15 protein-coding genes and 1 pseudogene are annotated in these 19,447 nt (G+C 72.7%); 6 read left to right on the forward strand and 10 right to left on the reverse strand.

From position 1 onward, the window contains the following. Window positions 1-39: 39 nt before the first annotated feature. The 4 genes from AC1Z4A_RS16290 to AC1Z4A_RS16305 all read left to right on the forward strand — a co-directional run bounded on the left by AC1Z4A_RS16290 (window position 40) and on the right by AC1Z4A_RS16305 (window position 5,857). Window positions 40-1,338 carry a bifunctional glycosyltransferase family 2/GtrA family protein gene (locus AC1Z4A_RS16290; protein ID WP_483679615.1) on the forward strand — a complete coding sequence of 433 codons (1,299 nt, stop codon included), beginning with the start codon at window positions 40-42 and terminating at the stop codon, window positions 1,336-1,338. Then, on the forward strand, window positions 1,335-3,368 hold the full coding sequence (locus AC1Z4A_RS16295) for a glycosyltransferase family 39 protein (RefSeq protein WP_483679616.1): 2,034 nt from the start codon (window positions 1,335-1,337) through the stop codon (window positions 3,366-3,368). Before AC1Z4A_RS16290 ends, AC1Z4A_RS16295 begins: the two co-directional genes overlap by 4 nt. Window positions 3,369-3,443: 75 nt before the next feature. Beyond that, window positions 3,444-4,955, forward strand: coding sequence for an MFS transporter (locus AC1Z4A_RS16300; RefSeq protein WP_483679617.1), 1,512 nt, complete (start codon window positions 3,444-3,446; stop codon window positions 4,953-4,955). A 104-nt stretch (window positions 4,956-5,059) separates the two neighbouring features. Beyond that, on the forward strand, window positions 5,060-5,857 hold the full coding sequence (locus AC1Z4A_RS16305) for a TetR/AcrR family transcriptional regulator (protein WP_483679620.1): 798 nt from the start codon (window positions 5,060-5,062) through the stop codon (window positions 5,855-5,857). A gap of 163 nt (window positions 5,858-6,020) precedes the next feature. Here AC1Z4A_RS16305 and AC1Z4A_RS16310 read toward each other — a convergent pair. Both AC1Z4A_RS16310 and AC1Z4A_RS16315 read right to left on the reverse strand, forming a co-directional pair. After that, window positions 6,021-7,562 (reverse strand): annotated as a pseudogene (locus AC1Z4A_RS16310) (MDR family MFS transporter); the annotation flags it as partial. Window positions 7,563-7,666: 104 nt separating this feature from the next. Beyond that, window positions 7,667-8,146 (reverse strand): MarR family winged helix-turn-helix transcriptional regulator, encoded by a 480-nt coding sequence (locus AC1Z4A_RS16315; protein ID WP_483679622.1) that lies wholly within the window; start codon window positions 8,144-8,146, stop codon window positions 7,667-7,669. A gap of 203 nt (window positions 8,147-8,349) precedes the next feature. Here AC1Z4A_RS16315 and AC1Z4A_RS16320 point away from each other — a divergent pair, with 203 nt between their 5' ends. After that, entirely contained in the window at window positions 8,350-8,604 is a 255-nt protein-coding gene (locus tag AC1Z4A_RS16320; protein WP_483679623.1) for a hypothetical protein, read from the forward strand. Between the two features lie 332 nt (window positions 8,605-8,936). Here AC1Z4A_RS16320 and AC1Z4A_RS16325 read toward each other — a convergent pair whose 3' ends face one another. The 5 genes from AC1Z4A_RS16325 to AC1Z4A_RS16345 form a co-directional block, all read right to left on the reverse strand. After that, entirely contained in the window at window positions 8,937-9,584 is a 648-nt protein-coding gene (locus AC1Z4A_RS16325; protein WP_483679625.1) for a hypothetical protein, read from the reverse strand. 70 nt (window positions 9,585-9,654) lie between these two features. Further along, window positions 9,655-10,488 (reverse strand): RNA polymerase sigma factor SigF, encoded by an 834-nt coding sequence (locus tag AC1Z4A_RS16330; RefSeq protein ID WP_483679626.1) that lies wholly within the window; start codon window positions 10,486-10,488, stop codon window positions 9,655-9,657. Between the two features lie 202 nt (window positions 10,489-10,690). Next, window positions 10,691-11,677: an RNA polymerase sigma factor SigF gene (locus tag AC1Z4A_RS16335; protein WP_483679627.1), complete on the reverse strand. Its 987-nt coding sequence runs from the start codon at window positions 11,675-11,677 to the stop codon at window positions 10,691-10,693. Window positions 11,678-11,829: 152 nt separating this feature from the next. After that, complete coding sequence (locus AC1Z4A_RS16340; RefSeq protein WP_483679628.1) at window positions 11,830-12,123, reverse strand: Dabb family protein; 294 nt, start codon at window positions 12,121-12,123, stop codon at window positions 11,830-11,832. 17 nt (window positions 12,124-12,140) lie between these two features. Beyond that, the gene (locus AC1Z4A_RS16345; RefSeq protein WP_483679629.1) at window positions 12,141-12,305 is read right to left on the reverse strand and encodes a hypothetical protein; all 165 of its coding nucleotides are present in this window, start codon (window positions 12,303-12,305) and stop codon (window positions 12,141-12,143) included. 463 nt (window positions 12,306-12,768) lie between these two features. On the opposite strand from AC1Z4A_RS16345, the gene AC1Z4A_RS16350 reads away from it, so the two are divergent. After that, a complete protein-coding gene (locus tag AC1Z4A_RS16350) occupies window positions 12,769-13,137 on the forward strand; it encodes an STAS domain-containing protein (protein ID WP_483679631.1) in 369 nt (122 codons plus the stop codon). A 159-nt stretch (window positions 13,138-13,296) separates the two neighbouring features. Here the strand turns inward: AC1Z4A_RS16350 and AC1Z4A_RS16355 are convergent, their stop codons facing one another. The 3 genes from AC1Z4A_RS16355 to AC1Z4A_RS16365 form a co-directional block, all read right to left on the reverse strand. After that, window positions 13,297-16,314, reverse strand: a complete 3,018-nt coding sequence (locus AC1Z4A_RS16355) for an AfsR/SARP family transcriptional regulator (protein ID WP_483679633.1) — start codon at window positions 16,312-16,314, stop codon at window positions 13,297-13,299. Window positions 16,315-16,540: 226 nt separating this feature from the next. Beyond that, window positions 16,541-17,893, reverse strand: a complete 1,353-nt coding sequence (locus AC1Z4A_RS16360; RefSeq protein WP_483679635.1) for a SufS family cysteine desulfurase — start codon at window positions 17,891-17,893, stop codon at window positions 16,541-16,543. Further along, window positions 17,880-19,262, reverse strand: coding sequence for a family 2B encapsulin nanocompartment shell protein (locus AC1Z4A_RS16365; protein WP_483679636.1), 1,383 nt, complete (start codon window positions 19,260-19,262; stop codon window positions 17,880-17,882). Before AC1Z4A_RS16365 ends, AC1Z4A_RS16360 begins: the two co-directional genes overlap by 14 nt. Between the last annotated feature and the right edge of the window lie 185 nt (window positions 19,263-19,447).

Consider the following 19,447-nt stretch of genomic DNA (forward strand, 5'->3'; position numbering starts at 1 on the left):
CACACGCCCGGGACAGCGCGGGCCGACAGGGTCGGGTCCATGACCCAGCCACCACCGGTGACCACCACCTTGCCGGCCCGGGCCCCCGTCGGTCCGGGAACGATCGTGCTCGATGTCGTCATCCCCGTGTACAACGAGGAGGCGGACCTCGAACGGTGCATACTCCAGCTGCACGCGCACCTCACGGAGTGCTTTCCGTACCGCTTCCGGATCACCATCGCCGACAACGCCAGCACCGACCGGACCCCCGAGGTCTCCGCCGCGCTCGACGATGCGCTCGACGAGGTGACGGCCGTGCGGCTGGAGCAGAAGGGGCGCGGGCGTGCGCTGCAGACCGTGTGGTCGAACTCCGAGGCGCCCGTGCTGGCGTACATGGACGTCGACCTGTCGACGGATCTCAACGCGCTGCTGCCGCTCGTCGCGCCGCTGATCTCGGGCCACTCGGACCTTGCCATCGGTTCGCGGCTGGCCGGCGGTTCGCGGGTGGTGCGGGGGCCGAAGCGGGAGTTCATCTCGCGGGCCTACAACCTGATCCTGCGCACCGGGCTTGCGGCGCGGTTCTCGGACGCGCAGTGCGGGTTCAAGGCGATCCGCAAGGACGTGGCCGAGCTGCTGCTGCCGATGGTCGAGGACACCGGCTGGTTCTTCGACACCGAGCTGCTGGTGCTCGCGGAGCGGGCGGGGCTGCGGATCCACGAGGTGCCGGTGGACTGGGTCGACGACCCGGACAGCTCGGTGCACATCGTGCACACGGCGGCCGAGGACCTGCGCGGCGTCTGGCGGGTCGGGCGGGCGCTGGCGACGGGCCGGCTGCCGCTCGACCGGCTGGCGCGCCCGTTCGGCGACGATCCGCGCGACCGTACGGTGCCCGGTGTACCGCGCGGGCTCGCCCGTCAGTTGCTCGGTTTCTGCGCGGTGGGCGTGCTGTCCACGCTCGCGTACCTGGCGCTGTACTCGCTGCTGCGTACGGCCGTGGGCCCGCAGCCGGCGAACGCGCTGGCGCTGCTGGTCACGGCGGTCGCCAACACCGCCGCCAACCGCCGCCTCACCTTCGGGGTACGGGGCCGCGACGGGGCCGTGCGGCACCAGGCGCAGGGGCTCGTCGTCTTCGCGATCGGGCTCGCGCTGACGAGCGGTTCGCTGGCCGCCCTGGACATGGCCGGTGGCAGCAGCTCGCACGGTACCGAGCTGTCCGTACTCGTCGCCGCGAACCTCGCCGCGACCGCTCTGCGCTTCCTGCTGCTGCGCGCCTGGGTGTTTCCGAACGGCAGCCCGAGCAACAGCCAGAGCAGTAGCCACAGCAACAGCCCGAGCATCAGCCATGGGAGCGCCCGATGACCCTCCGCCGACCCTCGCCCGCCCTCCTCGCACTGCTGGGCGCGACGGCCGTCCTCTACCTCTGGGACCTGAGCGCCTCGGGCTACGCCAACCAGTTCTACGCGGCCGCCGCCCAGGCGGGCGGCGCCAGTTGGAAGGCGTTCTTCTTCGGTTCGTCCGACGCCGGTAACGCCATCACGGTCGACAAGCCGCCCGCTGCGCTGTGGCCGATGGGTTTGTCCGTCCGTCTCTTCGGGCTCAGCTCCTGGTCGATCCTGGTGCCCGAGGCGCTGATGGGCGTGGCCGCGGTCGGGGTGCTGTACGCGACGGTGCGCCGGCACTTCGGGCGGCCGGCCGGGCTGCTCGCGGGTGCGGTGCTGGCGGTGACGCCCGTCGCCGCGCTGATGTTCCGCTTCGACAACCCCGATGCGCTGCTGTGCCTGCTGATGGTGTGCGCGGTGGCGTGCGTGCTGCGTGCGCTGGAGGACGCGCGGACCCGCTGGCTGCTGGCGGCCGGACTCTGCTTCGGGCTGGGCTTCCTCACCAAGACGCTCCAGGCGTGGCTGATCCTGCCGGCCATGGCTCTGCTGTACGCGGTGTGCGCACCGGCCCGGCCGCTGCGCCGGGTGGGGCAACTGCTGCTGGCGGGGCTGGTGATGGTGGTCTCGGGCAGCTGGTGGGTGGCGATCGTGGAGCTGATGCCCGCCTCCTCCCGTCCGTACGTGGGCGGTTCGCAGCACAACAGCTTCCTGGAGCTGACCTTCGGCTACAACGGGCTCGGCCGGATCAACGGCAACGAGACGGGCAGCGTGGGCGGCGGCCCGGGCGGCCCCGGTGGCGGCGGGCGCTGGGGGCAGACGGGCATCACCCGGCTGTTCGAGACGGACATGGGCGGCCAGATCGCCTGGCTGCTGCCCGCGGCGTTCGTGCTGCTGGCGGCCGGCGTGTGGTTCACCCGGCAGGGCGGCCGCGTGGGCAATCCGCGCCGCAGCGCGTTCCTGGCCTGGGGCGGGGCCCTGCTGATGACCTTCACGGTCTTCAGCTTCATGTCCGGGATCTTCCATCAGTACTACAACGTGGCCCTCGCGCCGTACATCGCCGCGCTCGTCGGCATGGGCGCCATGGTGCTGTGGGAGCGGCGGGCGAACGTGCTCGCGGCGGTGGTGGTCGGGGGGACGGTCGCGTGGGCGTACGTCCTGCTGGGCCGCACCCCGCACTGGCTGCCGTGGCTGCGGTGGGCGGTGCTGGTCGGCGGCGTGATCGCGGCCGCGGCCGTGCTCGCCGCGCCGCGGGCGGGCACCCGTCCGGCGAAGGTGGCGGCGGGGCTGGCCGTCTCGGTCTCGCTCGCGGCGCCGGTCGCGTACACGCTGAACACGGTGAACACCCCGCACGGCGGCTCGATCGTGACGGCCGGTCCCGCGGTGCGGGGTGACCGCTTCGGCGGCATGGGGCACTTCGGGGGAACCGCCCGGGGGAACGCCCGGGGCGAGGGGCGTCCGGCCGGTGAACAGCGGCGCGGGAAGGGCGGCATGAACCCGCCGGGGATGCCCCAGGGGATGCCCAAGGGCATGCCGCCCGGGATGCCCGGTTTCCCGGGCGGGCCCGGGGCCCGCGGGGCCGCCGAGGCGCACGGCGGCATGCCCGGCGGCATGGGCGGGCTGCTGGGTGGCCGGAAGGTGGGCGCGGCGGCCAAGGCGCTGCTGGAGAAGGACGCGGACTCGTACACCTGGGCCGCCGCGACGGTCGGTTCGCAGAACGCGGCGGGCTACCAGCTGGCCACCGAGCGCCCGGTGATGGCGATCGGCGGCTTCAACGGCAGCGACCCGTCCCCGACGCTGCGGCAGTTCCGGGCGGATGTGAAGGCCGGAAAGATCCACTACTTCATCGCCTCCGGCACGGGCGAGCAGCGCGGCGCCGGCGGCGGCGGTCGCGGGGGCCGCGGTCACGCCGCGGAGATCACCGCCTGGGTGACCGCCCACTTCAAGGAGCGGACCGTCGGAGGCGTCGCCTTCTACGACCTGACCGCGCCGGAGAAGAGCCCCCGGAAATAAAGAGTTGTACGCCGTAGAGGAGGTCTTGTACGGTGTACGACATCACCAGTCGTACACCGTACAAGGGGGACTCGCATGACGGCGACGGACACACAACCACCGCAGGACTCCACCGAGCGGCAGCAGTCGCACCGCAATCCCACGCGGTGGCTGGTCCTCGGCGTCATCTGCCTCGCGCAGCTCACCGTGCTGCTCGACAACACGATCCTCAACGTCGCGATCCCCTCCCTGACCGAGGAGATGGGCGCCGCGACCTCCGACATCCAGTGGATGCTCAACGCCTACTCGCTGGTGCAGGCCGGGCTGCTGCTCACCGCGGGCAACGCGGCCGACCGCTACGGGCGCAAGAAGATGCTCGCGGCGGGCCTCGTCCTCTTCGGCCTGGGCTCGCTCGGCGCCTCCCTCTCGGACAGCGCCGGCCAGCTCATAGCCGCCCGCGCGGGCATGGGCGTCGGCGGCGCGCTGCTGATGACCACCACCCTGGCCGTCGTCGTGCAGGTCTTCGAAGCGGACGAGCGGCCCAAGGCCATCGGGCTGTGGGGTGCGGTCAGCTCCCTTGGCTTCGCCGCGGGCCCGCTCATCGGCGGGGCCCTGCTCGACCACTTCTGGTGGGGCTCGATCTTCCTGATCAACCTGCCCGTGGCGGTGATCGGCCTGCTGGCCGTGCTCAAGTGGGTGCCCGAGTCGAAGAACCCGCAGGGCGACCGGCCCGACGTGCTCGGTGCGCTGCTCTCCACGATCGGCATGACCGGCGTCGTCTTCGCGATCATCTCCGGTCCGGAGCACGGCTGGACCTCGGGCCGTGTGCTCGGCTCCGCCGCCGTGGGCGTGGTGGTGCTCGCGTTCTTCGCCGTGTGGGAGCGCCGCATCCCCTACCCGATGCTGGACATGCACTTCTTCCGCAACAGCCGCTTCGTCGGCGCGGTCGCGGGCGGCGTCCTGGTGGCCTTCGGCATGGGCGGCTCGTTCTTCCTGCTCACGCAGCACCTCCAGCTCGTGCTGAAGTACAACCCGCTGGAGACCGGTCTGCGCATGACGCCGCTCGCCCTGGTGATCGTCGTCCTCAACCTGACGGGCGTGGGCGCCCGGCTGCTGCCCAAGGTGGGCACGCCGGTCGCCATCGGGGGTGGCATGGGCCTGCTGGCCGCCGGTCTCGCGGCGATCGCGGTCCTCGGTGCGCACGGCTACGCCGGGATGTTCCTGGGCCTGGTCCTGATGGGCGTCGGCATCGCGCTCTCCATGCCGGCGATGGCCAACGCGGTCATGTCCGCGATACCGCCGGAGAAGGCGGGCGTGGGCGCCGGAGTAAACGGCACCCTGCAGGAGTGCGGCAACGGCCTCGGTGTCGCGGTGCTGGGCGCGGTGCTCAACTCCCGCTTCGCGGCGCTGGTTCCGGCCGTCGCGGCCGGGGCGGGCTCCCTGCCGGAGGCGCTGTCGAGGGCGACCACGGGCGCGGACCGCTCCGCCGTCGAGGACGCGTTCGCGTCCGGCGTGCAGTCCAGCCAGCTGGTCGGCGCCGCGGCGGTCCTGGCGGGCGGCATCGTCGCCGCGGTGCTGCTGTGGCGGGCGGAGCGCAAGGATCAGTAGGCGGTACGTACGACGGGTCCGGGAGAGGTGGCGGTCGGCGCACCCCTCCCGGACCCGCACCTTTAGCATTCGGACAAGCAAGCAGGCGAAAGGAAGTCCCCGCGATGGCGAGCGGCAGTCGTGCGGAGAACCCCCGGAACAGCATCTGGCTGTCGGACAAGCCCGCCCCGAAACGCAAGGCGGCCGAGGGGAGCGGTCCCGGCGAGGGCGGCCTGGACCGGGACCGGATCGTGGCCGCCACCGTGCGCCTGCTCGATGCCGAGGGCCTGGCCAAGTTCTCGATGCGCCGCCTCGCCGCCGAGCTGGGCGTGACCGCCATGTCGGTCTACTGGTACGTGGCCAACAAGGACGACCTGCTGGAGTACGCCCTGGACCGGGTGGCCGGCGAGATGTCCTACCCGGACCCCGCGGACGAGACCACCGACTGGCGCGACCAGCTGCGCGAGATGGCCCTCGCGTACCGCACGTCGCTCGTCCGGCACCCCTGGGTGCCCCAGCTGCTGGGCCGGTACCTCAACATCGGCCCGCACGCCCTGGAGTTCTCGAACGCCATCCTCGCCGTGATGCGGCGCAGCGGAGTCCCGGCGGAGCTGGTGTCCGGCGTGCTGTCCGCGCTCTTCCAGTTCGTCTACGGGTTCGCCACGATCGAGGTGTCCTACAAGGAGAGCTGCCGGGAGGCGGGCATCAGCCAGGACGAGCACTACAAGCGGGTCATGGACGTGTTCCTGGACCGCTCCGACTTCGCCGAGACGTACCAGGACGTCGTGTCCTATGCGGAGACGGTCCCCACCTCGAACGTCGAGGAGATGCGCGACCGCGATTTCCGGGTGGCCCTGGACACGGTGATCGCGGGCATCGAGGTCATGCGGGACCGGGGCGGCAGCACGTCACAGCAGCCGTAGCGAGCGCGCCGGGGCCGCGGCAATGCCACGGCCCCGGAAGCGGTGCGCGCAGGCCGTCCCCTGCCTTTTCCGCGCGCACCGCCACCGGGGCCGTGGCCCGGCGGGCCGGACCTGCCGTCCGGCCCGCCCGGGTCCGTCAGCCGGCCTGCCGGGCCGGCTCGGGGGCGGCCTCCGGGCCGGCCGCCGGGGCGGCACCGCCGCCGTTGCCCTTCAGGGCGACCTCCTTGATGAAGAGGGTCACGATGAAGGCGATCAGCGCACAGGGCGCCGCGTAGAGGAAGACATCGGCGATGCCGTGTCCGTAGGCGCTCTCCATGACCGTCCGGATGGGCGCGGGCAGGGACTTGAGGTCCGGGATGCCGCCGCCGCTGCCGCCGTGGCCCATGGCCGCGGCCGCCTTCGGGCCGAGCTTGACGAGGCCGTCCCTGACGTAGTCCGGCACCCGGGTGGCGAGCACCGCGCCGAGCGCGGAGACGCCGACCGCACCGCCGAGGGAGCGGAAGAAGGTCACCACGGAGCTGGCCGCACCGAGGTCCTTCGGCTCGACCTGGTTCTGCGTGGCGAGCACGAGGTTCTGCATCATCATGCCGATGCCGAGGCCCGTGAGCGCCATGTAGACCGCGAGCTGCCAGTACGGGGTGTCGTACCGCATCGTGCCGAGCAGGCCCAGGCCCGCGGTGAGCAGGACGCCGCCGCTGAGCAGCCAGCCCTTCCAGCGGCCGGTCTTGGTGATGATCTGGCCCGAGACGGTCGACGAGACGAACAGGCCGCCGATCATCGGGATGGTCAGCACGCCGGACATGGTCGGCGACTCGCCGCGCGCCAGCTGGAAGTACTGCGAGAAGAAGACGGTGCCGGCGAACATCGCGACGCCGACGAAGAGGCTGGCGAGCGAGGCCAGGGCGATGGTCTTGTTGCGGAACAGCCGCAGCGGGATGATCGGTTCGCTCGCCTTGGCCTCGGTGAGGACGAACAGCGCGGCGAGCAGCAGCGCGCCGGGGACCATGACGCCGCTCTGCCAGGAGATCCAGTCGTAGTCCTTGCCCTTGCCGGCCCGGGTGACCCAGATCAGCAGCAGGGTCACGGAGGCGGTGATGAAGAAGGCGCCGAGCCAGTCGACCTTCACCTTCCGCTTGACCACGGGCAGCTTCAGCGTCTTCTGGAGCACGATCAGGGCGATGACCGCGAAGGGCACGCCGACGTAGAAGCACCAGCGCCAGCCGAGCCAGTCGGTGTCGGTGATGACGCCGCCGAGCAGCGGGCCGCCGACGGTGGCGACGGCGAAGGTGGCGCCGAGGTAGCCGCTGTAACGCCCGCGCTCGCGCGGGGAGATCATCGCGGCCATGATGATCTGGGCCAGGGCGGACAGGCCGCCCACGCCTATGCCCTGTACGACGCGGCAGGCGATGAGCATGCCGGTGTTCTGCGACAGACCGGCCACGACCGAGCCCGCCACATAGACCACCAGCGCCAGCTGGACGAGCAGCTTCTTGCTGATGAGGTCGGAGAGCTTGCCCCAGAGCGGGGTGGAGGCGGTCATCGCGAGCAGCGAGGCCGTGACGACCCAGGTGTAGGCGGACTGGCTGCCGTGCAGATCGTGGATGATCTCGGGCAGCGCGTTGGAGACGATCGTCGAGGAGAGGATCGCCACGAACATGCCGAGCAGCAGCCCGGAGAGCGCCTCCATGATCTGACGGTGCGACATGGGCGCCGCTTCGGTGGAGGCCGCGGCCGCCGCCGGGCCTCCGGAGGCGTCCCGCACACCTGCCGGTGTGGACTTGGCCATGGACTTCCTTTCTCGTTTCGGGTTCAGACGGGTGTACGGGTGGTGGTGACGGGGATCCGGGGCCGGCAGTCGCCGAAGCTCTCCCCGAAGCTCTCGCGGAGCCGCTTCATCAGCCCGATCAGGTGGCCGATGTCGTCGTCGGACCAGTCCTGCAGGCACAGGGCGAGGGCCTCGGTGTAGCGCTCGGAGACGTCGTGCAGCAGCTGCTCTCCACTGGGGGTGAGGCTCAGCAGCCGCGACCGCTTGTCGAGCGGGTCGGGCTGCCGGTCGATCCAGCCGCGCTCGGTGGCGTACGCCACGTGCCGGCTGGTCACGGAGGCGTCGATGGACAGCAGTTCGCCGAGCCGGCTCATGCGCATCTCGCCGTGCTGCTTCAGCAGGGTGAGCATCACGGCCGCGGCGGGGGAGCAGTCCCGGGGGAGGACCCGGCTCAGGCCGCGCTTGACGGCGCCGATGGCGCTGAGCTGGCGTGCCAGCTCCTCGTACTGCTCCTGTGCGGCCATGGGCTCTTCGGCTCCCGGGTCTCTCGGTCGGTATTTCTGCTGGCATTTCGGTTGCTCCGGGCAACCATACGGAAGGTTGGTTGCTGAAGGCAAACGAAAAGTGGGCCATATGGGGTAAAGGACCGGCCAAGCCTTGGCCGGGGGGCCGTAAAGGGCCAGCCCCGTGCCCCTGCGGGGGTGGGCTTTCGCTAGGGTCCTGGCCCATGGCCAACCCCCACCAGCAGAACCCTGACGGCAACTACGACCCGGCGGGCAGCACGCAGATGTTCCGTGCGTTCGTCGACGAGGGCCCGGGCGCGGGCCCGGGCGCGGGCCCGGTGGCGCCGGGCGGGCGCCGGGCCGCGGCGCCTGCGCCGTCGCGGCGCGCGGGCAGCGCCGGGCCGGGCGCGGGAATGATCATTGGCGTGATCGTGGCGATTGCGGTGGTTGTGGGGGCGGTGTGGCTGGCGCTGGGGTGAGCGTGGGCTGAGGCTGGGGGTTCCTTCCCCGATCCCGCCCCTTCCCGGCTGTATCGATGTGCGGCTCCGCCGCGTGGGGGGCTGCGCCCCGGACCCCGGACCGCGCTGCGCGCGCCGCGCGGCGGAGCCGCAAATCGAGCGCAGCCTCAAACGCCGGACGGGCTGGAAAACCAGCCCGTCCGGGGGCACCTCCCAGCGGTAGCTGGGGGAGTTTGAGGACCGGGGGTCCGGGGGCGGAGCCCCCGAGCCTTGCCCCCGCGCGCAGCGCGAGGGGCCCGGGGGGTCCGGGGGCTTGCCCCCCGGTTTCGGGAAGGGGCGGGATCGGGGAAAGTTCAGCGCCAGCTCAGTGATACGTCCCGTGTCTCCACCCGCATCCCGACCGGCACTCGCCACGCGTCCACGCACACCGTCCACACGTGGTCCACAGGCCGGCCCGGGGCTATCGGGGTCGGGAGGGGGAACGTGGTGGTGACCGTCGTCCAGTCCGTGCCCAGGGCGCCGATGATGTGGGTGCCCAGCGTGACGGTTCCGTCCGTGGCAGCCGTGCCGCCCGTGTTCGTGAAGGTCAGCGCGACCTGCTCGCACCAGCGCCGGTCGGCCGGCTCGCGCCGCGGTTCGCTCGCGTCCAGCAGGGCCGGCGGCTTCGGCGGGCGGGCGGGTGTGGTGCCGCCGCTGCCGCTCGTACGGCTGGGGCCGCCGCTCGTGGCGGGGGCCTTCGAGGCGCGTGGCGGGCCCGGTCCGGGCGACCGCGCAGTCGGGGGAGCCGAGGGCGTGGCGGAAGCGGAAGAGGTGTCCGGGGGCAGCGGTACGTACTCCACGCCACCCGTGGGCGGCACCGCCCCGTCCCCCGGCCCGGGCGAGCCGGATCCGACGGCCCCCGTGGCGATGTGGCCCTCGCGGTGACTGCCGCCGCAGCCCGTGGCCAGTACTCCCGGACAGAGCAGGCAGAGCACGCCGAGCACGCGGAGAGAGCGGCGCATCGGCCCAGTCTGGCTGACGCTCCGTCAGCTGTACATATGCCGGGCGTCAGTCGGACGTCCGGCCGGAGATTCAGTCGGAGATGAGGCCCTCGCGGAGCTGAGCCAGCGTGCGCGTCAGCAACCGGGAGACGTGCATCTGGGAGATGCCGACCTCCTCGCCGATCTGGGACTGCGTCATGTTGGCGAAGAACCGCAGCATGATGATCTGCCGCTCGCGCGGCGGCAGCTTGGCCAGCAGCGGCTTGAGCGACTCGCGGTACTCCACGCCCTCCAGCGCCGTGTCCTCGTAGCCGAGCCGGTCGGCCAGCGAGCCCTCGCCGCCGTCGTCCTCGGGGGAGGGGGAGTCGAGCGAGCTGGCGGTGTAGGCGTTGCCCACGGCCAGGCCGTCGACGACGTCCTCCTCGGAGACCCCGAGGCACACGGCCAACTCCGGGACGGTGGGCGACCGGTCGAGCTTCTGTGCGAGTTCGTCGCTGGCCTTGGTGAGGGCCAGCCGCAGCTCCTGGAGGCGCCGCGGGACGCGCACGGACCAGCTGGTGTCACGGAAGAAGCGTTTGATCTCACCGACCACGGTCGGCATGGCGAACGTCGGGAATTCGACACCGCGTTCGCAGTCGAACCGGTCGATCGCCTTGATCAGGCCGATGGTGCCGACCTGGACGATGTCCTCCATGGGTTCGTTGCGGCTGCGGAAGCGCGCGGCGGCGTACCGCACCAGGGGGAGGTTGAGCTCGATGAGGGTGTCGCGGACGTAGGTGCGCTCGGGGCTGTCCCGCTCGAGCGTGGCCAGTCGCAGGAAGAGGGAGCGGGAGAGGGTGCGGGTGTCGATGGGTTCGCAGTCGTCGAGCACGGTGTGCGGTGCGTCGTTGGCGAGCACCTTTGCGCTGCCCAGGTCTACGGACATGCCACCCCCTTGAGGTCGCGGACGGGTCACAGCGGACGCCCCCGGCCGAGAATACGGCCGAGGGGTTCAGCCTCCACCTGAATACCGGAGGCTGCGCTGTGGCAAACGCAGTTCCAGCAGAATGTCACATGTCGGCAACACGCTGTAGCGTCAAGTCGACTTATCTTCCCCATGACCTCGGGGGAGGTGTCACCCGGAAGGGTTAGGCATCGATTCGATTTGCGGAACGCAGCCGGGCGAAGCTCCGTGAGAGTAGCCGGGACACATGCATTTGCGACACCCCCAGCTCCGCGCTGATCTGGGACTGCGTCAAATTGCTGTAGTAGCGCAGCAGCAGGATGCGTTGTTCGCGCTCCGGCAGTTGTACGAGCAGATGGCGCACGAGGTCGCGGTGCTCGACCCCCGCCAGCGCCGGGTCCTCGTAGCCGAGCCGGTCCAGCAGGCCGGGCAGGCCGTCGCCCTCCTGGGCGGCTTCCAGCGAGGTCGCGTGGTACGAGCGGCCCGCCTCGATGCACGCCAGCACCTCGTCCTCGGCGATCTTCAGGCGGTCGGCGATCTCGGCCGTCGTGGGCGACCGCCCGTGCAGCACCGTCAGGTCCTCGGTGGCGCCGTTGACCTGCACCCACAACTCGTGGAGGCGGCGCGGGACGTGCACCGTGCGGACGTTGTCGCGGAAGTACCGCTTGATCTCGCCGACCACGGTCGGCATCGCGAAGGTCGGGAACTGCACGCCCCGGTCGGGGTCGAAGCGGTCGATGGCGTTGATGAGTCCGATGGTGCCGACCTGGACCACGTCCTCCATCGGCTCGTTGCGACTGCGAAAGCGCGCTGCGGCGTACCGCACGAGCGGGAGGTTGGCTTCGATCAGGGCGGCGCGTACGCGGGCGTGCTCGGGCGTGCCGGGCTCGAGGCGGGCGAACTTCTTGAAGAGCACCTGGGTCAGCGCCCGGGCGTCGGCGCCCCGGCTCTCCCGGGTGCGGTCGGCGGGCCCGTCCGGACCGTCGGGGGTGTCGTGGCTGTCGGGGGCGTCGTGGCCGTCGGGGTCCTCGGGGGTCTCCCGGCCCGTCCGGTCCTCCTGGCCGGCGCCTGTGCGGGGCTGCTCGCCGGTGGCTTCGGTGCTGTCCGGTTCGTCGATGGGCTTGTCGCGCCGGAGGGGGGCTTCGGGCGCTGTACGGGCCGGCACGGTCACCACCCTTTTTTGGTCAACTCATCGGTCAAAAGCGGTCATAGCATCACAAGACATGTCCGTGGTGGCAAGCACCTCGTTTTCGTCGTGTTGACGACGAAAACCGCCCCTCACCTAGGCGGTGAGGGGCGGTGAAAGGGGTGTCCGGGCGGCCGTCAGAAGGGGTAGTCGGCGATCACCCAGGTGGCGAATTCGCGCCACTGGGCGACGCCCGCTTGGTGGGCGGGGTGGTCCAGGTACCGCTGGAGCGCGTCGGTGTCCTCGACGGAGCAGTTGATGGCGTAGTCGTAGGCGATCGGCCGGTCGGTGACGTTCCAGGCGCACTCCCACGAGCGCAGCTCCGGAATGGCGTCCCCCAGCTCCTCGAACGCCTTCACTCCGGCGACGACGCGGGGGTCGTCGCGCTCGACGCCCTCGTTGAGCTTGAACAGGACCAGATGGCGAATCACAGGCTGCCCTCTTCGGATCAGTTGATCAGCTGGGTCATGAACTCGCCGATGTTCTTGGCGGCGTCCGATATGCCCTCGAAGCCTATCTGTACGAGTTCGGCCGCCCGGGCGGGGGAATGGATGATCGTGTAGGCCACGAAGATGCCGAGTCCCCAGAGCACGACCTTCTTCGTCTGCACCATGACGCGCTGCCTCCCCTGCTGTCCCGTCTGCGGTCGCGAGAGTCTATCCGTGCGTATGTGCGGATGACCGGAAAGCGCGCCTGTGCCGTGCGGACGAACGGTGTGGAGGTACTCACACCACTGACACCGCCTTTAAGGACCTAAGACCCTGCAAACGGGGCCCTTCGTCGGCCTTTCGGGGGCGGGGGGAGGCGGAGGATGGAGGAGGCCGACGGGATCTGGCAGGAATCCGGTGGCCAGGGACGCGGGCCCCTCTGCGGGGTCCGGCCGCGAGCATCCCCCCGACCGCGGCCGGACTTGGAGTCCGTGTCCTGCGTCTGCCGGAAGCCCCGGCTCCGAACCGATACGCGCACGGGTTCGGAGCCGGGGCTTCCGGGCGTTCGCGGGAGGTGATATCGGCCCGCCGCCGGGGCACCACAAGGGCACACGATGTGCCCGATGAGGGAGGGCGGTGGGATTCGCCATGGGCGTGTACGAGCTCGCCTTCACCATGCGGGAGCGCGTGGCGGGGCGGGCGGTGGTCATCGAACTGTCAGGCGAGCTGGACATCTTGGCGGAGCAGGTGCTGGGGCCCCGGATCGAGGCCGTGGCGGGGCGGCGGCGCGGGGACCTGGTCATCGACCTGCGCGGAGTGACGTTTCTGGACGCGAGCGGGGTGCGGCTGCTGATGCGGGCGCGGGCGCGGGCGCGGGTTCGGGGGGTGGGGGCGCGGCTTCGGGTGGTGCGGGGTGGGGCGATGGTGTCGAAGGTGATCCGCATTGCGGGGGTGGAGGGGGCGTTCACGTGGGTGGACGCGCTTCCGGGGGCGGCGGTGGGGAGTGTGTCGGCGTAGGGGGTGGTGAGTGGCGCGGGTGCAGTGCGGGTGCCTGCGGCGCCTTTCCCCACCCCGCCCCTTCCCGAAACTGGGGGCTTCGCCCCCAGACCCCCGTTCCGGGGGCAAATTCAGCCCCTCCGGCGTTTGAGGAGCGGGGGTCCGGGGGCGTAGCCCCGGTTACGGGAAGGGGTGGGGTGGGGGAGATTCCCGGTCCAGTAGGCGGCGGACCTCCTGCGCTTCGCCTTCCGCCCCGCGGGCTTCCAGGACCTCCAGTGCCTCTCTGAGGCAGCCGAGTCCCAGGCGGGGCTCCCCCAGGGCCAGGAGGGCGCGGCCGCGGGCCGTGAGGGCCGTGCCGCGGCAGTGGGTGTCGCCCAGTGACGCCTCGATCGTCAGGGCCTCGTCCGCGGCCGCCAGCCCCTCGCGGTGCTGCCGCTGGTCCAGCCGGCAGTGGGCCAGCCGGGCCCGGAGCAGCGCCTCCCGGCGGGGGCCGGGGCCCAGCGCCAGTGCCTCGCGCAGCCGGTCGACCGCGGCCGTCGTCGACCGGCCGGCCCGCTGGTGGACGCGTCCCGTCTGGTGAAGGACGTGGATCAGGGTCGGGTTGTGCCCCAGCTCCCCGGCGCGTGCGAGCGCGTCCTCGATGCCCGTGAGCGCCTCCTCCGCCCGTCCCAGGGCGACCTGGGCGACGGCCGCGTCCGCGAGGGCCGTCAGGGCGCCGGTCACCGCGCCCTCGGCCCGGTGGCGTTCCCCGGCGCGCAGGAGCGGTGGCAGGGCCTCGTCGGGGCGGCCCGCGGCCAGGAGGACCGCGCCGAGTTCGTGCGCGGCGAGGGTCTGCACGAGTTCGTCCCCGGCCTCCTCGGCCAGCCGGAGGCTCGTCCGCAGGTCGCGCTCGGCGCGCTCGTAGGTGTCGGGGCCGTGGGCGGGTGCGGCGAGCAGCCGCAGGGCGCGGGCGGCGGCGCCCGCGTCGTCCGCGCGCCGGGCCGTTTCGAGGGCCCGGCGGGCGGGCCCGGTCAGGTCCCGGCGGCGGGCGCTGTCGTGGAGCAGCGGCTCCAGGACGGTGAGCAGGTCGAGCGCGGGGGGCAGGGCGGCGGGAATGTCGAGGTGCAGCACCTGGGCGACCGTTCCGAGCACGTCCGGGTGGGCCTCGTGCAGCCAGGTGCGGGCCGCGTCCGCGTCGGGGAGGGGGAGGCCCGTGGTGGTGAGGCGGTGCAGCAGGTGGCGGGGGGCGGGGTGGTCGGGGTGGAGGCGGCGCAGGGCCGTGACGGCCGTGGCGAGTTGGTGGTCGAGCAGCCGCAGCAGGGCCGCGTCCCGGACGGGCGGGCTGTCGGTGCGTTCGCCCTGCCGCCGGGCGAACAGCCGCACCAGGTCGTGGCAGCGGTGGCGGCCCGGGGCGGGCGTCTCCAGCAGCCCGGCGGCGGTGAGTTCGGCGAGCTCGGCGAATTCGGCCGCGTCCACCGGTTCGGCGGTCTCGGCGGCGCCTACGAGCGCGGCCGCCGAAGCGGCGTCGAGCGTGGCCGCGTCGGGCAGTGCCAGCAGCCGCAGGGCGCGGGCGGCGCCGGTGCCGAGGGCGTCGTGGGCGACGCGGCAGGCGGCCTCGGCGGCGAGGTCGGTGGTGTCGGCGGCGTGCAGCTCCTTCAGGTGGTGCCGTTCGTCGCGCAGCCGGGCGGCGAGGTCGGCGACCGTCCACGCGGTGCGGGGGCCCAGCTGGGCGGCGGCGATCCGCAGCGCCAGCGGCAGCCGTCCGCAGGCGGTGACGACCTCGCGGGCGGCCTCCGGCGCGCCGCCACCCCCTACGTCGCCCGCGAGCGAGGCCAGGATCGCCAGCGCCTCCTTCTCCTCCGGCACCGGCACATGGATGTGGCGTGCCCCCGGCAGGCCGGGCAGCTCCGTGCGCGCGGTGACCAGCACCGAGCAGCCCGACCCGCCCGGCAGCAGCGGGAGCACCTGCTCCGCGTCGCGGGCGTCGTCCAGGAGCACGAGCGTCCGCCGTTGGGCGAGGAGCGAGCGGTAGCGGGCGGTCTGCCGCTCGGTGCCGTCGGGCAGGGCGTCGCCGGGGATGCCGAGCGCCAGCAGGAGGCGGTCCAGGGCGGCGCCGGTGTCCAGGGCCTGGGGGCCGCAGCCCCGCAGGTCGAGGAAGAGCAGGCCATCGGGGTGACCGGCGCGCGCCGCGCGGGCGGCGTGCACGGCCAGGACGGTCTTGCCGACGCCGCCGGGGCCGGTGAGCACCACGAGCGCCGGGGTCCGGCCGTCCCCGGCGAGCGCCTCGCGCACCTCGGTGGCGAGCGCCTCGCGGCCGGTGAAGGGGCCGGGGTCCGGCAGGGTGTCGGCGGGGGCGCCGCCGTGCGGCTCGGGCACGGGGGGAGAGTCCGCGGGCACCGGGGACGGTGCCGCTCCGCGGGCGGCCGGGGCGGGCCCGGCGGGGGCGTCGCCTGCGAGGATCCGCTCGTGCACCCGGGTGAGTTCGGCGCCGGGGGCGGTGCCCAGTTCGTCGGCGAGCCGCCGCCGGAAGCCGTCGAACACGGCCAGAGCCTCGGCCTGCCGGCCCGCACGGTGCAGGGCGAGCATCAGGAGGGCCCGGGTGCGCTCGCGCAGCGGCTGCTCGGCGGCGAGGGCCCGCAGCCCGCTGACGGCGTCGGCATCCCTGCCCAGGGCGAGGGCGCAGTCGAAGAGGTCCTCGCGCGCGGCGACGCCCAGTTCCTCCAGCCGGGCCCGCTCGCGCCCGGCCCAGGGGCCGGGCAGGGCGGCGAGCGCGGTGCCGTCCCACAGGGCGAGCCCGGCGCGCAGCCGCTCGTGCGCCCGTGCGGTGTCGCCCGCCTCGCGGGCGGCCGCGGCGACCGCCACGTGCTCCTCGAACACGGTCGCGTCGAGCGCCCCGGCCGGGGCCCGCACGGCGTAGCCGCCGCCGGTCGCGACCAGCAGCCGGGCGCGGCCGCCGGGCGGGCGCTCGGGCTCGAGCGCCGCGCGCAGCCCGGAGACGTAGCCGCGCAGCGTGGTCGTGGCGCGGGCGGGCGGCTCCGCGCCCCACAGTGCGTCGATCAGCTCGGGCACGGTGACGGCGTCCCCGCCGCGCAGCAGCAGGAACGCGAGGGCGGCCCGCTGCTGGGGCGGGCCGAGTTGCAGGAGTCTGCCGTCCCGCTCGGCCCGCATGGGGCCGAGCAGATGGAAGCGGAGGTGCTGGGTCTCCTCGTCACCGGGCACGGAGGTCTGCTCCTCGCTGGGTGGGATGTGCGATGCGTGCGCATACGTACTTGTCTGTCCGTATATCCGTATTGCACAGGACGAGCGCGGACTTGTCGCGCGGAGAGCGGCGGAGAGCGCACGCGGACAACGCATGCGGAGAACGCACGCGGGAACGCGGACCGGGTCCGTGCCCGGGGAGCGACCCCGCGCACGGACCCGGCGTACGGCCCGGCTCACGAGCCGGTCAGCCGCTGCTCCCCTGCAGTCGCAGCAGCGACCCCACCAGCCGGTCCACGTCCTCCGGCGTGTTGTAGAGCGCCAGGGACGCCCGTGCCGCGCTGTCCAGCCCGTAGTGGTGCAGCGACGGCTGGGCGCAGTGGTGGCCGGCCCGGATGGCGATGCCCTCCGCGTCGAGCGACCGGGCGACCTCCACCGGGTCGTGGCCGGCCAGGGTGAAGGTGAGCACCGCGATCTTCCCCGGCGCGGAGCCCAGGATCTCCAGCCCCGGCACCGTGGCCAGGGCCTGCTCGGCGTGGGCCAGCAGTCCCTGCTCGTAGGCGGCGACCGCGTTCCGGTCGAAGCCGGTCAGCCAGTCGATGGCGGTGAGCAGCCCGATCACCCCGGATATGTGCCCGGTGCCCGCCTCGAAGCGGTGGGGCACGGGGGCGAACGTGCTGCCCTCGAAGGTGACTTGGTCGATCATGTTGCCGCCGCCCTGGTAGGGCGGCATGCCCGCCAGCACCTCCGGCTTCCCGTAGAGCGCGCCGATGCCCGTGGGGGCGAACAGCTTGTGTCCGGAGAACACATAGAAGTCCGCGCCCAGTTCCTGTACGTCGACGGGGAAGTGGGCCACCGCCTGCGCCCCGTCCACCAGCACCCGCGCCCCGTAGCGGTGGGCCAGCGCCGCCATCTCCTTGACGGGCGGCACGGTGCCCAGCACGTTCGAGGCATGGCTGATCGCGACGAGCTGGGTGCGGAAGGACAGCAGGTCGGCGAAGGCGTGCTGGTCGATGCTGCCGTCCGGCATGAGCGGCACCGGCACCACCCGGGCGCGCTTCTCCTTCGCGATCATCTGCCAGGGCACGATGTCCGAGTGGTGCTCCAGCACCGGCACCAGGATCTCGTCCCCGGGGCCGAGGTTGGCCCGGCCCCAGGTCTGGGCCACGAGGTTGATCGCCTCCGTGGTGCCGCGCGTGAAGACGATGCTGTCGGGCGACTCGGCCCCCAGGAACTCGGCGACCTTCGCCCGTCCCGCCTCGTACGCGTCCGTCGCCTCGCGGGCCATGGTGTGCGCGCCGCGGTGGATGTTGGAGTTGGCCGCGCTGTAGTAGGTGCCGAGCGCCTCGACGACCTGGCGGGGCTTCTGGGTGGTGGCGCCGTTGTCCAGCCAGACGAGCGGGTGGCCGTTGACGGTCCGGTGCAGGACGGGGACGTCCCGCCGGGCCGCCTCGGGGTCGAAGCCCGCGCCCCGCGGCGGGGTGGACTGCGGCGCCGTGGTGGCGGGCTGCTCGTACGAGCGGGTGTCGGGGACCTGGCGCTCGTACGGACGGACGCCAGACGCAGTCACGTCGGGCGCAGTCACGTCAGGCGTAGTCATGGAACTTGGACACCTCGACGTTCTCCAGGACGGCGAGGGCGTCCTCGACCAGCACGGCGGCGTTGAAGTACGCCGTCAGCAGGTACGAGGTGATGGCCTTGCGGTCCGTGCCCATGTTCCGCATGGACAGGCCGGGTTCCACCTCGTCCGGCACGCCCGCCGGGCGCAGCCCGATCACGCCCTGCTCGGCCTCGCCGACCCGCATCAGCAGGATCTGGGTGACCCCTGCCCCGCCCTGCCCCGAGAAGCCGATCTTGTCGGAGGGGAGCAGCGGCACGCCGCGCCAGGTGATCAGCGGGCTGCCGAACCGGGTGTCGACCACCGGCGGCACGCCCCGGCGGGTGCACTCGCGGCCGAAGGCGGCGATGGCCTTCGGGTGCGCGACGAAGTAGCCGGGCTGCTTCCACACGCGGGAGAGCAGCTCGTCGAGGTCGTCGGGGGTGGGTGCGCCGGTGCGGGTCTGCACGCGCTGGCCGGGGGCGACGTTGTTGAGTAAACCGAACTCGGGGTGGTTGAGGACCAGCGACTCCTGGCGCTCGCGCAGCGCCTGGATCGTGAGGTCGGCCTGGACCTTGGTCTGGTCCATGGGTGCGTTGTAGAGGTCGGAGACGCGGGTGTGCACGCGGAGGACGGTCTGGGCGAGGCTCATGTGGTACTCGCGCGGCGTGTCCTCGTACTCCACGTAGGTGCCCGGGAGTTCGGGCTCGCCGACGTGCCCGGCGGCGAGGTCCACCGGCACCTCGGAGCCGGGCGCCGGCCCGTTCCCGGCGATGTGGGCGTCCAGCGCGGCCCGGAGGCCCGCGTCCCGCCCGGCCAGCGCGTCCAGGGCGGAGCGCTCGACGGTCAGGGCGACGCCGGAGGTGAGCGCCTTGACGCGGAACGGCAAGGGCTGACATCGGGTCCAGGAGTCCGGACAGAAGAACTGCCCGTCCCCGATCACCTCGAGCAGCGCGTCCTCGCCGTACCGCCCGGTGACCCGCTTCTCGGCGCGGCCGACGACGATCACCCACAGCTTGTCGCAGGTGCCGCCCTCGTCGGCGATCACCTGGCCGGCCTCGAAGGGCACCTCGGTGAACGCGCCCGCCAGCTCGCTGAGCAGCGCCCCGTCCGCGTCGCGGAGGAAGGACAGTTCGCGCAGGTCCTCGGCCACGACGTGGTGAGCGCCGCCCTCGCTGTAGCAGCTGATCCGGTCGTCGCCGATGATGAACGTCCGGCGGCGGTTGACGCGGTAGACGCCGGACTCGACGTCGACCCAGGGCAGGGCGCGCAGCACGTAGCGCGGCGTGATGCCGCGCATCTGCGGGGTGGTCTTGGTGGTGGTCGCCAACTGCCGTGCGGAATCAGGGGCAAGACTGAGTCGATCGCTCACAGGATCCTCCTCGGAGGGGCCGCACGGCAGGTCCGTGCGGCCGACGGGGACCGATCGTCCGGTCGGCCGCACCCCTGCCACAAGGAGCCGGATCCGGCAACGGTCCGGAAACGATCGAATGACTGAACCAATGCGGTGCACGGCCGTTGAGCAGGACCGTTCGGTCCGGTCCCCGAGGTGGTCCG

Source organism: Streptomyces sp. 17_S59, assembly GCF_056930295.1.

What these genes read in the sequence shown, in the direction of transcription:
- AC1Z4A_RS16290 (WP_483679615.1), top strand. Translation starts at nt 40, where the DNA reads ATGACCCAGCCACCACCGGTGACCACCACCTTGCCGGCCCGGGCCCCC.
- AC1Z4A_RS16295 (WP_483679616.1), top strand. Translation starts at nt 1,335, where the DNA reads ATGACCCTCCGCCGACCCTCGCCCGCCCTCCTCGCACTGCTGGGCGCG.
- AC1Z4A_RS16300 (WP_483679617.1), top strand. Translation starts at nt 3,444, where the DNA reads ATGACGGCGACGGACACACAACCACCGCAGGACTCCACCGAGCGGCAG.
- AC1Z4A_RS16305 (WP_483679620.1), top strand. Translation starts at nt 5,060, where the DNA reads ATGGCGAGCGGCAGTCGTGCGGAGAACCCCCGGAACAGCATCTGGCTG.
- AC1Z4A_RS16315 (WP_483679622.1), bottom strand. Translation starts at nt 8,146, where the DNA reads ATGGCCGCACAGGAGCAGTACGAGGAGCTGGCACGCCAGCTCAGCGCC.
- AC1Z4A_RS16320 (WP_483679623.1), top strand. Translation starts at nt 8,350, where the DNA reads ATGGCCAACCCCCACCAGCAGAACCCTGACGGCAACTACGACCCGGCG.
- AC1Z4A_RS16325 (WP_483679625.1), bottom strand. Translation starts at nt 9,584, where the DNA reads ATGCGCCGCTCTCTCCGCGTGCTCGGCGTGCTCTGCCTGCTCTGTCCG.
- AC1Z4A_RS16330 (WP_483679626.1), bottom strand. Translation starts at nt 10,488, where the DNA reads ATGTCCGTAGACCTGGGCAGCGCAAAGGTGCTCGCCAACGACGCACCG.
- AC1Z4A_RS16345 (WP_483679629.1), bottom strand. Translation starts at nt 12,305, where the DNA reads ATGGTGCAGACGAAGAAGGTCGTGCTCTGGGGACTCGGCATCTTCGTG.
- AC1Z4A_RS16350 (WP_483679631.1), top strand. Translation starts at nt 12,769, where the DNA reads ATGGGCGTGTACGAGCTCGCCTTCACCATGCGGGAGCGCGTGGCGGGG.
- AC1Z4A_RS16360 (WP_483679635.1), bottom strand. Translation starts at nt 17,893, where the DNA reads ATGACTACGCCTGACGTGACTGCGCCCGACGTGACTGCGTCTGGCGTC.